This is a genomic window from Pseudomonas delhiensis, from assembly GCF_900187975.1.
GTDB classification, from domain to species: Bacteria; Pseudomonadota; Gammaproteobacteria; order Pseudomonadales; family Pseudomonadaceae; genus Pseudomonas; species Pseudomonas delhiensis.
Genome location: NZ_FZPC01000012.1, coordinates 67,145 through 80,433 on the forward strand (window position 1 = coordinate 67,145; position 13,289 = coordinate 80,433).

Consider the following 13,289-nt stretch of genomic DNA (forward strand, 5'->3'; position numbering starts at 1 on the left):
ACCGCGGCAAGCGGCAAGGCCTTACCGCCCGGCGGCAAAGCGTTCTGCCCATTCGAAGTGGTTACGCCCTCTCCCCGGCCCTCTCCCGCAAGCGGGAGAGGGAGCTGTCCGTGCCACCGGGGCGTCCGGCGTGGCCGGTGAATCCAATCGCGGACAAGGTCCGCCTACCCCGCCACCGCTGTCCCACCTGTAGGAGCGCGCCCTGCGCGCGATTCGCGGGCATGGCCCGCTCCTACGGTCCGTGCTCGACCGTAGGGCGAATAACCGTTCGCGGTTATCCGCCGTTGGCCGGAACGCCGGTGCCCGACGGCCGCGACGGATAACGCCGTAGGCGTTATGCGCCCTACGCAGAGCCGCGCTCAGGAGGTCATGCGACATGGATGTCGCGAGAGCCCAGCGGGCTGCAGGGACGTGCGCCCGGCGGGGCGCCCGGCTACTTCGCCTTGTAGATGATCCCCGGGTTGCACTGGACCATCTGGTAATGCTCCGGCAGCCCGTTGAGCGCCTCGGAGGCGCCGAGGAACAGGTAGCCGCCGGGCTTGAGCTGGGCGTGCATGCGCAGCAGGATGTCGCGCTTGACCTCGGCGGAGAAATAGATGAGCACGTTGCGGCAGAAGATCAGGTCGAACTTGCCCAGGGTGGCGTAGCTCTCCAGCAGGTTCAGCGCGCGGAACTCGACGCGGCCCTTGATCGCCGGCTTCACCGCCCAGCGCCCCGGCCCCTTGGCGTCGAAGTAGCGCTGCAGGCGCTCCTGGGACAGCCCGCGGCCGATGGCCAGGCTGTCGTACTCGCCGGCCTTGGCGGCGTTGAGCATGGAGCCGGAGAGGTCGGTGGCGACGATCTGCACGCCGGCCTTGAGCTGGCCGAGGTTGGTCTTCTCGAACTCGTCGATGGTCATCGACAGCGAGTAGGGCTCCTGCCCCGAGGAGCAGGCCGCCGACCAGATGCGCAGGCGCTGGCCCGGGCTGGCCTTGATCATTTCAGCGAGGATGCGGTTCTTCAGCACCTCGAAGGGATAGGTGTCGCGAAACCAGAGGGTCTCGTTGGTGGTCATGGCATCCACCACCTGCTCGCGCAGCTGGCTGCGGACCTGGATCTTCTGCACCAGCTCGCCCAGGCTCCTGATGCCCTGCTGCTCCATCAGCTTGTTCAGGCGGCTGGCGACCAGGTACTGCTTGTTGGCACCCAGGACGATGCCGCAGGCCTTCTCCAGGAAATCCCGGAACAGCTCGAATTCCATGTTGGTCGATGTCACCGATCACGCCTCTTTCCAGTTGGCCCGGCGCCGGTCCGGACGCCAGGCGGCCGGGGTCGCCCCCGGCCGTTGCAGACTACCCCGAAGTGCCCTCCTCAGCGTGCGTCCGCCGCCTTGATGCGCTCGACGACACGCGCCGCCAGGTCATCGGGCCGGAACTTGGCGAGGAAGTCGTTGGCCCCGACCTTCCGCACCATCGCCTGGTTGAACACCCCGGACAGCGAAGTATGCAGGAGAATGTGCAGGTCCTGCAGCCGCGGATCGTGGCGAATCTCCGCGGTCAGGGTGTAGCCATCCATTTCCGGCATCTCGATGTCGGAGATCACCATCAGCAATTCCTGGCCCGGATTGCCACCAGCGGCAAGCATCTGTTGAAGGTAGTCCAGCGCCTGGCGTCCGTCATTGAGCGCGAGCACTTCCACGCCCACGGTCTCCAGGCAGCGGATCAGCTGCTTGCGCGCCACCGAGGAATCGTCCACCACCAGCACCCGCTTGCTCACCGCCTGGGCCTGGGTGTCGGCGTCGATCACGCCTTCGGAGATGTCCTCGCTGGTGGGCGCGACCTCGGCGAGGATCTTCTCCACGTCGATGATCTCCACCAGTTGCTTGTCCACCCGCGTCACCGCCGTCAGGTAGTGCTCGCGGCCGGTGCCCTTGGGTGGCGGATGGATCTCCTCCCAGTTCATGTTGACGATGCGCTCCACCGAATGCACCAGGAAGCCCTGCACCTTGGTGTTGTACTCGGTGATGATCACGAAGCTGTTGTCGATCTCGCGCAGGCCGCGACGGCCGGTGGCCATCGACAGGTCGAGGATCGGGATGGTGCCGCCGCGGATGTTCGCCACCCCGCGCACCACCGGGCTGGACTTGGGCATCACGGTCAGGCGCGGGCACTGCAGTACCTCCTTCACCTTGAACACGTTGATGCCGTACAACTGGCTGCCATCCAGCCGGAACAGCAGCAGTTCGAGACGATTCTGCCCAACCAGCTGCGTCCGCTGGTTGACCGAATCCATGACTCCGGCCATTGCGCCCCCTTCGTATCCGCCGTGCCGCGCATGGCGACAATCGGCACGAGCCTTGCTTGAAGTCGTGGCATGAAACTGCCAACGACGTTTTTCCGACGGCCCCGAGCCCATGCCCGGTCACTCTGCGGAGTGCTGTGCATGCTGGGCGCATTCGCCCCGGGTCCGACCTGGGCCGACGACTTCACCGCGCCCGAGATTCTTATCGGCGCCACCCAGGGCTTTCTTGAGTTCAAGGTGGAAGATTATCTGCAACGCAGCGGTATCGACGCGCGCTACGAGATAGAAGTAGCGCGCATCGACCCGCGCCTGCGCCTGGCGGCCTGCGACAAGGACCTGACGCAGTCGCTGGAAAGCCCCGCGCAGCCCGTGGGACGCGTCTCGGTGCTGGTGCGCTGCGACGGTTCCTCGCCCTGGTCGGTGTACGTGCCGGCCCAGGTCAAGCTGTTCCGCCAGGTAGTGGTCACCACCCTGCCGCTCAAGCGCGACCACGTGCTGGAGCCGGGCGACATCAGCCTGGTGGAGCGCGACATCGGCCTGCTCAGCCAGGGCTACCTGACCGACCCGCAGCAGGCCGTCGGGCAGAAGCTCAAGCGACCGACGGTCAGCGACCAGATCCTCGCCCCGGTGTTCCTCGAACAGGCCGCGGCAGTGCGCAAGGGCGACCAGGTGGTGATCCGCGCGCAAACCGGCACGGTCAACGTGGTGATGCCCGGCGAAGCCATGGCCGACGGGGTGCCCGGCGAGCAGATACGCGTGCGCAACCTGCGTTCGCAGCGCATCATCAGGGCCCGGGTGGTGGAACCAGGCGCGGTGCAGGTCACGCTCTAGCGGCGGAAGTCTGGCGCTGGCGCGCCCGCCTTCACTAAACTGTGCGAAGGTGCACGAAAAACCGCCCTAAAGTTTTCTGGATGTCAGCCGAAACCTACAGGCAAGCGTCCTAAACCCGCAGAGGTTCACTACCATGGTCATCGACTTCAACCGGCTGAACAATGCCAGCGCGCCGGTCTCCACCGGCAGCACCGGCAAGCCCCAGGCCGGCCGCAGCGAAGCCGCCGGCAGCGAAAGCGCCGGCAGCGCGCAGGCCACTGGCAGCGGTGAGTCCGTGCAACTGAGCAGCACCGCCCAGCAATTGCAGAAAGCCAGCGACCAGCTGAAAGACCAACCCGTCGTCGACTCGGAAAAGGTCGCGCGGCTCAAGCAGGCCATCGCCGATGGCAGCTACCAGGTCGACAGCCAGAAAGTCGCCGGCAAACTGCTCGACTTCGAATCCCAGCGCTGAGCGCGGGGTTTTCCAAGGACGCCCTGAACGCCGAGCCGCCATGCCGAACGCCAGCCTGCTCCACCTGATCACCGAGGATATCGGCGCCGCCGAGGCCCTTCTGCAGCTGATCGAGGATGAATTCCACGCCCTCGAGGCGCGTGACCTGGAGCGCCTGCAGGGCCTGCTCGAAAGCAAGCTGCCGCTGCTCCAGCAGCTGGAGCGCAATGGCCGCCAGCGCAGCGAAGCGCTGCGCCAGGCCGGCGTCAGCAGCGACCGCGCCGGCCTCGCCGCGCTGGCCGCGCAGGGCAAGGTGGCGCCGACCACCGTCGAACTCAGCGAGCGCCTGGCGGCGCTGCTGGAACAGTGCCAGCAGGCCAACCTGCGCAACGGCCGCGTCATCCGCAACGACCAGCACGCCACCGGGCGCCTGCTGGACATCCTCCGCGGCCAGGACACGCCCAGCCTCTACGACCGCCGCGGCGGCGCGACCCAGGGCAACCGCCAACGTCCCCTCAGCCAGGCCTGAGCCCTGGCGCCCGGCCAGGCGATGCGGCAGAATGCCATCGCCTTGCAAAAGAAAATTCCCACAATAAATACATCTGGAGATCGTAGGACCGTGGCAAGCCCGTTCGCCGAGGAAAATGGCCCGCAACCGCCGAAGACGCTCAAGGCGGCCGTGGAGATCCAGGCCAACCTGCGAATCCTGATGGACAGCCATGACCCGCTGGTGGTCAGCTTCGCCGAGCGCAACCAGCGTTTCCAGAGCTTCGTCGTGGCGGTGGACCGCGAGCGCAACCGCGTGGCCCTCGACGAACTGATTCCCAATGACGGGGAACGTTTCCTGCAGAACGGCGAGAACTTCCGCATCGAAGCCTTCCACGAAGGCGTGCGGATCGCCTGGGAATGCCAGCAGGGCGCGCAGTTCAGCGAACTCGACGGCGCCCGCTGCTACTGGCTGCCGATGCCGCCGGAAATGCTCTACCACCAGCGCCGCAACGCCTACCGCGCCACCCTCAAGCAGACCCAGCCGGTCACCGTGGAACTGGCCGGCGACAAGCTCAAGGCCGCGCTGACCGGCAACCTGCTGGACATCTCCGCCACCGGCTGCAAGGTGCGCTTCGCCGGCGACGTGCACGAGCGCCTGCAACCCGGCCAGCTCTACGAGCGCTTCACCGCCCGCCTGCCGTTCGGCGCCATCACCGTGGAAGTGGAACTGCGCCACGTGCACTTCGACGAGAAGGTCAACACGAGCTTCGCCGGGCTGCGCTTCAACCGCATGAGCGGCCTGGAGCAGCGCCACATCGAGCGCTTCGTCTACCAGCTGCAGCGCGAAGCGCGGCGCTTCGAGAAGGACGAGCTGTTCTAGCGCCCACCAGCCAGCGGGCGCTTCCCTTCCCCCGCCCTACCCCGGCCGGCTTTCCTCTTCCGCCTCGGGCACGCCGGCCGCCCCGGCCATGGTGGCCGCCTCGGGCGTAGCCGGCGCCGGCGTGGTCTTCATCTGCTCCTCCACCGTCTCGTCGGCCACCCGCGGGTCGAGCGCCGCCGACAGCGGCGAGCTGGCCAGGCTGTCCGGCGTGGGCACGTGCTTGACCGGCGCCTCGTCGACGCGGTGCAGGCCGGTGACCTTTTCCGGACGCACGCGCCAGATGACGATCAGCGCGCAGGCCGCGGCGAAGGCGTAGAGCATGTTCGGGCCGAAGGCGCGCATCAGCGCGCCGGTCGCCAGCGGGCCGACGCAGGCGCCGACACCGAAGGTGACCAGCAGCATGGCGGTCAGCGATACCCGCCGTTCGCCTTCGACGTGGTCGTTGGAGAAGGCCACCGCCAGCGGATAGAGGGTGAACTGCACCAGGCAGACCATGAAGCCCATGGGCACCATGGCCTCCATCGGCAGCGCAGGCAGCACCGCCAACGGCAGGGCGAACACCAGCAGCAGGATGCCGGCGTTGCGGATCAGCAGCGCGCGGTCGTAGCGGTCCGACAGCCAGCCCAGCGGCCATTGCACCAGCAGCCCGGCGAAGATGCACACGCCCATGAACACGCCGATCTGCTCGACGCTCAGGCCCTGCTCGGTGGCGTACAGCGGCGCCAGGCCGTAGAAGGAGCCGATCACCAGCCCGGAGACCAGCACCGTGGTCAGCGACTGCGGCACCCGCCGGATGAAGAAGCGCGGCTCCAGCGGCGCCGGGTGCAGCGGCGCGGGGTGGACCTTGTGGGTGATGGACACCGGGATCAGCGACAGGGCGAAGGCCAGCGCGATCATCATCGGCAGGTCCGGCCCCAGCCCGGGGTGCACCACCAGGATCAGCTGGCCGGCCACCAGCCCCAGGTAGGAAGCCACCATGTAGCCGGCGAACACCGCGCCGCGCTGGCGCGCCTCGGCCTGTTCGTTGAGCCAGCTCTCGATGACCATGTACTGGCACATCATGCCCAGGCCGATGAGCGTCCGCAGCAACAGCCAGATCGCCGGCCAGTTGGTCAGGCCGATGCCCAGCACCGCCGCCACCACCAGGCCGCCGCAGGCGACGTAGGCGCGGATGTGGCCGACCCGGGCGATCAGCCGGTGGCCGATCTTGCCGCCCAGCACCAGGCCCAGGTAGTAGGCCGCCATCATGGCGCCGATCCACAGGCCGTCGACCTTCTCGGCGGCCAGGCGCAGGCCCAGGTAGGTGCTCAGCAGGCCGGAGCCGGTGAGCAAAGTGAGGGTGGCGAAGTAAAGCGCACGGAAGGCAGTGAAAATCCGCATCGGACCTCCGGTCCAAGACGGGCGGCAGGACGCCGCCGTACTACACGAAGCACGCCCGCGCGAAGGCGGGCGTTCGCTACCAGCCTAGAGCCTGGCGCGGGGCGCGTCGAGCCCCATGACGGGTACGCGGTGGAAGGCGTCGTCCACGGCAAAGCCGGCGGTCGGGACCCGCCGTGGCGGGCCCCGCGCAGGTCACGCCTGGGCGGCGAGAACGCGCCGCTCCCAGGGGGTGATCTCGTCGAAGAAGCTGGTCAGCTCCATCTCCTTGCTGGCCGCATAGCCATCGACGAATTCGGCGCCGAACATCCGCCGTGCCAGCTCGCTGCGCTTCAGGCGGCGCAATGCGTCGTACATGGTGCAGGGCAGCAGCAGCTCGTCCGGCACCTCGAACTCGCCCTGGATCGCCGTGCCGGGCTCCAGCTCGTTCTCGATGCCGTGCAGGCCGGCGGCCAGGCTGGCGGCGATGGCCAGGTAGGGGTTGGCATCGGCGCCCGCCAGGCGGTTCTCCACCCGCCGCGCCACCGGCGGGCTGGCCGGGATGCGCAGGCCGGCGGCCCGGTTGTCGTGGGACCAGCAGGCGTTGTTCGGCGAGGCGTAGGGGTGGCACAGGCGCTGGAACGAATTGACGTTGGGCGCGAACAGCAGGGTGAAGTCGGCCAGGCAGGCCTGCAGGCCGCCGATGAAATGACGGAAGGCCGGGGTGGCCTCGCCCTCGGCGTCGCTGAAGATGTTGCGGCCCTCGCCGTCCACCACGCTCTGGTGGATGTGCATGGAGCTGCCCGGGGTGTGCGCCAGCGGCTTGGCCATGCAGACCACCAGCAGGCCGTGCTTGAGCGCCACCTCCTTGAGCAAGTGCTTGAACAGGAAGGTCTGGTCGGCCAGCAGCACGGGGTCGCCGTGCAGGAAGTTGATCTCGAACTGGCTGGTGCCCATCTCGTGCATGAAGGTGTCGCGCTCCAGCCCCACCGCGGCCATGCAGCGGTAGACGTCCTCGAAGAACGGGCGCAGGCCGTTGTTGGACGACACGCTGAACGCCGAGTGGCCCATCTCGCGGCGGCCGTCCAGGCCCAGCGGCGGCTGGAACGGCTGCTGCGGGTCCGGGTTGGGGGCGAAGACGAAGAATTCCAGCTCGGTGGCCACCACCGGCTGCCAGCCATGCTCGGCGTAGCGCGCCACCACCTGCTTGAGCAGGCCGCGGCTGGACAGGCCGGAGGGCTGGCCGTCCAGCTCCACCGCATCGCAGATGGCCAGGGCACGCGGGGTGTCGCTCCAGGTCAGGCGGTGCACCTGGGTGGGCTCGGCCACCAGGGCCAGATCGCCGTCGTCGCTGCCGTAGAAGCGCGCCGGCGGGTAGCCGCCCATGATGCACTGCAGCAGCACGCCGCGGGCCAGCTGCAGGCGCCGCCCGGAAAGGAAGCCCTCGCCGGTCATCACCTTGCCGCGCGGCACCCCGTTGAGGTCGGGGGTGACGCATTCGATCTCTTCGACTCCAGCCAGGCGCTCGGCGAGCGGGCTGCGTCCTTCGCTAGTCATGACTTCTTATCCTTGTAATACGGCCGCACAGGCTGTGCGACCCGTACAAAATACGCACCGGTCGTTCGATATTTCAAGCAGGTGGATGAAGGGAATTTCTGTACGCCGCGCCCATGAGCGAAAACGCCCTCATGCGAAGGGCCGCCCTGGCGTAGGGCGAATAACCGTTCACGGTTGTCCACCGCCCCACCTGCCTTGCCGCCAACGCCACGGCCAAGCCTGGGCGTCCACCCACGCTGGTGTCAGCCGTCGTTGCGCTTGCGGAAGGCCCAGCGCCAGGCCAACAGGGTGAAGCTGGCCACCAGCATCACCAGCAGCCAAAAGCCGTGGGGGTCCTCCGCCAGGGGGATGCCGCCGACGTTCATGCCGAAGAAGCCGGCGACCATATTGATCGGCAGCGCCAGCACCGTGACCACCGTCAGGGTGAACAGGGTGCGGTTGCTCTGTTCGTTGAGCTGCGCGGCTATCTCTTCCTGCAGCAGCTTGATGCGCTCGCCCAGGGAAGTGAGGTCGCTGATCACCAGGGAGAATTCCTCGGTGGCCTGGCGCAGGTCGCGCACGTCGGCCTCCTGCAGCCACTCCGGCGGGCGGTTGAGCAGCCGCAGCAGCGAGCCCGGCTCCAGCGCCAGCAGGCGTTGCAGGCGCACCAGCACGCGGCGCATGGCGCCCAGGTCGGCGCGGTTGTCGGAGAGGTTCTGCGACAGCAGGCGGTCCTCGATGCGGTCCACGCCCACGGTGGTCTCGCGGACGATCTGGGTGAGGATGTCGCCCTGGTCGCGCAGCAGGTGCACCAGCAGCTCCAGCGGCGAGCGGAAGCACTCGCCGTGCTTGACCGAGGAACGCAGGCGGTCCACCGAGCGCAGCGGCTGCATGCGCGCGGTGACCAGCAGGCGCCGGCGCGCGCAGACCCACAGGGTGGCCACGTCCGAGGACACGCTGCCGAAGTTGAACACCACGTCGTTGACCACCGCCAGCAGGGCCGCGTCGACGTGTTCGATGCGCGTGGAGCGCGACCCCTCGCGCAGGGTCTCGAAGAAGGTCTCGGGCAGCTCCAGGTGGCCCTTCATCCAGCGCTCGCAGGCGGCGTGGGCCAGGTTCAGGTGCAGCCAGACGAAGTCCTCGCCCTCACCCGGCGCCTCCAGCCAGCGCAGGGCGGCGCTGGAGTCCAGTTCCTGGCCGCGCTGCCCGGGGTGGAAGCGGAAGCCGTAGAGCAGCCCGAACAGGTCGGAATCCCAGGGGTCCTGGGTGAAACGTTGGTTCATGCGCGCTCGCTGACGGTGGCATCGCCCTGGGCCGGGCCGGCGACCTTCCTGCTTAGCAGCCCGGCGTGACGGTCCGGTTACAGGGCGATGACGGGCGCCTCAGCCGAACAGCCCGGCGATGGTCCGCTCGCCCAGCGCCGGGCCGATGCTCATGCCCACGCCGGTGTGCATCAGCACCGCGCTGATTCCCGCCTCCACCTGCAGCACCGAGAACGGCGCCGGGCCGCGCGCGCCGTACACGCCCTGCCAGCGCTCGACCACCTCGACGCGCATGCCCAGGGTGTCCTCGGCCAGGTCGAGCAGCAGGCGGTCCACCGCTTCGGCGTTGAAGGGCGCGGCATCGCTGCCGTAGTCGTGGGAATCGCCGATGATCAGCTCGCCGTAGGGCGTGGGGCTGATCAGCAGGTGGATGCCGTGAGCCTCCAGCGCCGGTGCCTCGCGGCGGATCTGCCGATGGATGGCCTCGGCCTCCGGCAGGTCGGCGAAGGCACCGTAGTGCACGCAGCTCAACCCGGTGAGCAGCGCGTGGCCCAGGCCCAGGTCGCGCTCGGGGCGGGCGCGCAGCATCTGCAGGCGGCAGACCTGCGGCTTCAGCGCGGCCAACTGGTCGGCCAGGAGGGTCTGGTAGTCGTGCCCGGAGCAGACCAGGATCTGCCCGGCGCGGAATTCGCCGGCAGTGGTGCGCAGCAGGCCCGGCTCGACGTCGCGGACCAGGGTGGAGAAATGGAACGCCACGCCCAGCTCGCGGCGCAGCCAGTCGATCAGCGCCGGCAGCGCCTCACGGGAGTACAGCTGCTGGTCGTCGAGGCTGTGCAGGGCCGCGCGGTGCTGGCTGAACGCGCCGTCGTAGAGGGCGTCCAGGGCCTCGCCGCGGAGCAGTTCGGCGCGGTAACCGTGTTCCTTGGCGCGGCCGGCGCAGAAGGCTTCCAGCAGCGCTTCCTCGGCCTCGGTGCGGGCGAACAGCAGCGAGCCGTTGCGGCGGATGGCGAAGCCGGCGCGCTCTGCCCACTCGGCCCACAGCGGGCGGCTGGCGCGAGCCAGCTCGAGCATGACGCCCGGCGGCTGGCCGCCGACCAGGGCCTGGCCGAAGTTGCGGATGGAGGCGCCGAGCGGCGTGGCGCTGCGTTCGAACACGCGCACGCGCAGGCCGCGGCGGGCGGCGGCGTAGGCGTGGGACAGGCCGAGGATGCCGGCGCCGACGATGGCGATGTCGGTGTTTTGCTGGGACATGAGTGGATTCCTGGGATCGAAGAGCCCCTCTCCCCAACCCTCTCCCTGAAGGGAGAGGGGGCTGTTCGGTGCGTGGGTCGGTATCGGAGCCCGCCTGAAACCTCAGGAGGAGCGCCATGACGGTAACGCTGCAGAGGGCTAGGGAGAGGGTGCTCTCCTCTGCCTCGCGCTTATTGCTGCGCCACCTTCTCCGACTTGCCGTCATAGCGCTTGCGCCATTCGGCCAGGATGGCGTCGCGGTTCTTCGAGGCCCAGGCGAAGTCGTTCCTGATCAGGCGCTGTTCGTAGTCCGCCGGCAGCTCGGTCTGCGGCTTGGCGATGCCCGGCTGGGCCAGCACGGCGAAGTTTTCCTTGTACAGCCCCATGGCCGCGGGGCTGGCGGAGAAGTCGGCGAGCTTCTTCGCCGCGTCCAGGTGCCGGGTGCCCTTGACGATGCCGGTGGCCTCGATCTCCCAGCCCAGGCCTTCCTTGGGCAGGACGATGTCCAGCGGCGCGCCCTGGCGCTTGAGCTGCACGGCCGGGTACTCGAAGGAGATGCCGATCGGGAACTCGCCGGCGGCGGCCAGCTTGCACGGCTTGGAACCGGAGTGGACGTACTGGCCGATGTTCTCGTGCAGTTGGTCCATGTAGGCCCAGCCCTGCTTCTCGCCGAAGGTCTGCAGCCAGGCGGAAACGTCGAGGAAGCCGGTGCCGGAGGACGCCGGGTTGGGCATGACGATCTTGCCCTTGTACTCGGGTTTGGTCAGATCCTGCCAGCTGATGGGCTTCGACAGGCCCTGCTTCTCGGCCTCCACGCTGTTGAAGCAGATGGTCGCGGCCCACACGTCCATGCCCACCCAGGCCGGCGGGTTGGCCGGGTCGCGGTAGTTCTTGCCGATCGCCGCCAGGTCCTTGGGCGCGTACTGCTCGAGCATGCCCTGCTGGTCGAGGATGGCCAGGCTGGAGGCGGCCAGGCCCCAGACCACGTCGGCCTGCGGGCGGTCCTTCTCGGCCAGCAGCTTGGCGGTGACGATGCCGGTGGAGTCGCGCACCCACTTGATCTCGATGTCCGGGTTCTGCTTCTCGAAGGCTTCCTTGTAGGCCTTCAGCTGTTCCGGCTCCAGCGCGGTGTAGACGGTCAGTTCGGTGGCGGCCAGGGCCTGCAGGCTGATGCCGGCGAGAACGGTGGCAAGGGCGAGGCGTTTGAACATGGTGTGCTCCTTTTATTGGGTTCCCGCGTTCGCGGGAATGACGGTCAGGTGCAACGTGGGTCGTGGGAATTCAGTGCCCGCCCCGGCGCCAGGCCTGGGACCGGCGCAGCAGGCCGCGCGAGGCCAGGGCCAGCAGGATCGAGGCGGCGGCAGAGGTGAGCAGGATCAGCGTGGACATGGCGGCGGCGCCGCCGACGTTGCCGGCGTCGTCCATGTTCAGCACCGCCACGGCGGCGAGGATGCTGTCCGGGCTGTAGAGGAAGATTGCCGCCGAGACGGTGGTCATCGCCGAGACGAACAGGTAGCGGACGATGTCCAGCAGCGCCGGCAGGCAGATCGGCAGGGTCACCTTCAGGTAGTGGCGCCACAGCGGCATCTTCAGCGACAGCGCGGCGGCCTCGAACTCGCCGTCGAGCTGGCGCAGCGCGGTGGTGGCGGTCATCTGCGCGGTGGTCAGGTAGTGGGCAATGGTGCACACCACCAGCAGGGTCAGGCTGCCGTAGAACACGTGCAGCGGGTTGCCCGGCAGGTTGAAGAAGAACACGTAGCCCAGGCCCAGGACCAGGCCCGGCACCGCCATGGGTACGAAGCAGAGCATGCGCAGCAGCTGGTTCAGCCAGGCCTGCTCGCGGGTCTTCTCGATCAGGTAGGCGCCGCTGAAGATCAGCAGGCTGCCGAACAGCGCGGTGCAGGTGGCCAGGGTCAGGCTGTTGCGGTAGGCCAGCCAGCCGCCGCCGGCGGTTTCCTCGAAGGCGTAGTGGCGCAGCGATAGCGACAGGTTGTACGGCCAGAACTTCACCAGCGAGGAGTACACGGCCATGCCCAGCACGCCGAGGATCACCGCGCTGACCAGCAGCACCAGCGCCAGGTAGGCGCCATCGCGGCCGCGCGAGGGCTTGGGCTGGAACACCTGGGCGCGGCCGCTCATCGAGTCGCCCTGGCGACGGCGCAGCCAGGCGTCCACCGCGAAGCTGAGCAGCGCCGGCAGCAGCAGGAGCATGCCGATCTGCGCACCGCGGCCGAACTGCTGCTGGCCGACCACCGCCTTGTAGGCTTCCAGCGCCAGCACCTGGTAGTCGCCACCGACCACCACGGGCACGCCGAAGTCGGTGATGGTCAGGGTGAACACCAGGCAGAAGGCGGCGAACACGCCCTGCCGCGAGGCCGGCCAGGTGATGCTGCGGAACGCCTTCCAGGGGCTGGCGCCCATGCTCGAGGCGGCGTCGAACAGCCGCGCGTCGGCCAGCGACAGCGCCGAGAGCAGGATCATCAGCGCATGCGGGAAGGTGTAGATGGCCTCGCCGAGGACGATGCCCCAGTAGCCGTAGATGTTGTCCGGCACCCAGGCGCGCAGCAGGCCCTGGTTGCCGAACAGGTAGATCAGCGCGATGCCCGGGAGCATCGACGGCGCCAGCAGCGGCAGCAGGGAAATCCCCCGCCACAGGCCCTTGCCCGGGATCAGGGTGCGTTGCAGCGCATAGGCGAAGCCGTAGGCCAGCGGCACCACGATAGCCGCCACGCTCAGCGAGACCTTCAGGCTGTTGCCCAGCAGCCAGTGGAAGTTGGCGCTGGCCAGCAGCTCGGCCATGGCCGTCAGGCCCCCACCCTGCCCTTCGGCGCCACTGAAGCCGCGCCAGAAGATGGCCAGCAGCGGCAGCAGCACGGCCAGGGCCAGCAGGGCGAGCAGCAACAGCTTGCCGCCGAGGATGAACAGGCGGTCGCCGAGGTCGCCGCGGGCTCGGCCGGCGGCCAGGGTCGGGTCGAGTTTCATCACCGCATCCATC

Annotated in this window: 12 protein-coding genes; 4 read left to right on the forward strand and 8 right to left on the reverse strand. The window is 68.5% G+C overall.

The window, feature by feature from the left end; translation table 11 throughout:
• Nucleotides 1-433: 433 nt before the first annotated feature.
• Both cheR and CHC02_RS12625 read right to left on the reverse strand, forming a co-directional pair.
• A complete protein-coding gene (gene cheR, locus CHC02_RS12620; protein ID WP_371921145.1) occupies nucleotides 434-1,240 on the reverse strand; it encodes a protein-glutamate O-methyltransferase CheR in 807 nt (268 codons plus the stop codon).
• Between the two features lie 110 nt (nucleotides 1,241-1,350).
• Nucleotides 1,351-2,283 carry a chemotaxis protein CheV gene (locus CHC02_RS12625; protein WP_089391805.1) on the reverse strand — a complete coding sequence of 311 codons (933 nt, stop codon included), beginning with the start codon at nucleotides 2,281-2,283 and terminating at the stop codon, nucleotides 1,351-1,353.
• A gap of 138 nt (nucleotides 2,284-2,421) precedes the next feature.
• Here CHC02_RS12625 and flgA point away from each other — a divergent pair, with 138 nt between their 5' ends.
• The 4 genes from flgA to CHC02_RS12645 all read left to right on the forward strand — a co-directional run bounded on the left by flgA (nucleotide 2,422) and on the right by CHC02_RS12645 (nucleotide 4,910).
• Nucleotides 2,422-3,111: a flagellar basal body P-ring formation chaperone FlgA gene (gene flgA, locus CHC02_RS12630; RefSeq protein WP_089391806.1), complete on the forward strand. Its 690-nt coding sequence runs from the start codon at nucleotides 2,422-2,424 to the stop codon at nucleotides 3,109-3,111.
• 133 nt (nucleotides 3,112-3,244) lie between these two features.
• Complete coding sequence (flgM, locus tag CHC02_RS12635; protein ID WP_089391807.1) at nucleotides 3,245-3,562, forward strand: flagellar biosynthesis anti-sigma factor FlgM; 318 nt, start codon at nucleotides 3,245-3,247, stop codon at nucleotides 3,560-3,562.
• Nucleotides 3,563-3,602: 40 nt separating this feature from the next.
• Entirely contained in the window at nucleotides 3,603-4,070 is a 468-nt protein-coding gene (locus CHC02_RS12640) for a flagella synthesis protein FlgN (RefSeq protein WP_089391808.1), read from the forward strand.
• Nucleotides 4,071-4,160: 90 nt separating this feature from the next.
• Nucleotides 4,161-4,910, forward strand: a complete 750-nt coding sequence (locus CHC02_RS12645; RefSeq protein ID WP_089391809.1) for a flagellar brake protein — start codon at nucleotides 4,161-4,163, stop codon at nucleotides 4,908-4,910.
• A 36-nt stretch (nucleotides 4,911-4,946) separates the two neighbouring features.
• On the opposite strand, the gene CHC02_RS12650 is transcribed toward CHC02_RS12645, so the two are convergent.
• The 6 genes from CHC02_RS12650 to CHC02_RS12675 form a co-directional block, all read right to left on the reverse strand.
• On the reverse strand, nucleotides 4,947-6,290 hold the full coding sequence (locus tag CHC02_RS12650) for an MFS transporter (protein WP_089391810.1): 1,344 nt from the start codon (nucleotides 6,288-6,290) through the stop codon (nucleotides 4,947-4,949).
• Between the two features lie 192 nt (nucleotides 6,291-6,482).
• Entirely contained in the window at nucleotides 6,483-7,721 is a 1,239-nt protein-coding gene (locus tag CHC02_RS12655) for a glutamine synthetase family protein (protein WP_167364765.1), read from the reverse strand.
• Between the two features lie 344 nt (nucleotides 7,722-8,065).
• Entirely contained in the window at nucleotides 8,066-9,085 is a 1,020-nt protein-coding gene (locus CHC02_RS12660; protein ID WP_089391812.1) for a transporter, read from the reverse strand.
• Nucleotides 9,086-9,184: 99 nt separating this feature from the next.
• A complete protein-coding gene (locus CHC02_RS12665) occupies nucleotides 9,185-10,315 on the reverse strand; it encodes a TIGR03364 family FAD-dependent oxidoreductase (protein WP_089391813.1) in 1,131 nt (376 codons plus the stop codon).
• 170 nt (nucleotides 10,316-10,485) lie between these two features.
• Nucleotides 10,486-11,505, reverse strand: coding sequence for a putative 2-aminoethylphosphonate ABC transporter substrate-binding protein (locus CHC02_RS12670; protein ID WP_089391814.1), 1,020 nt, complete (start codon nucleotides 11,503-11,505; stop codon nucleotides 10,486-10,488).
• A gap of 70 nt (nucleotides 11,506-11,575) precedes the next feature.
• The gene (locus tag CHC02_RS12675; protein ID WP_089391815.1) at nucleotides 11,576-13,288 is read right to left on the reverse strand and encodes a putative 2-aminoethylphosphonate ABC transporter permease subunit; all 1,713 of its coding nucleotides are present in this window, start codon (nucleotides 13,286-13,288) and stop codon (nucleotides 11,576-11,578) included.
• Nucleotide 13,289: the final 1 nt, after the last annotated feature.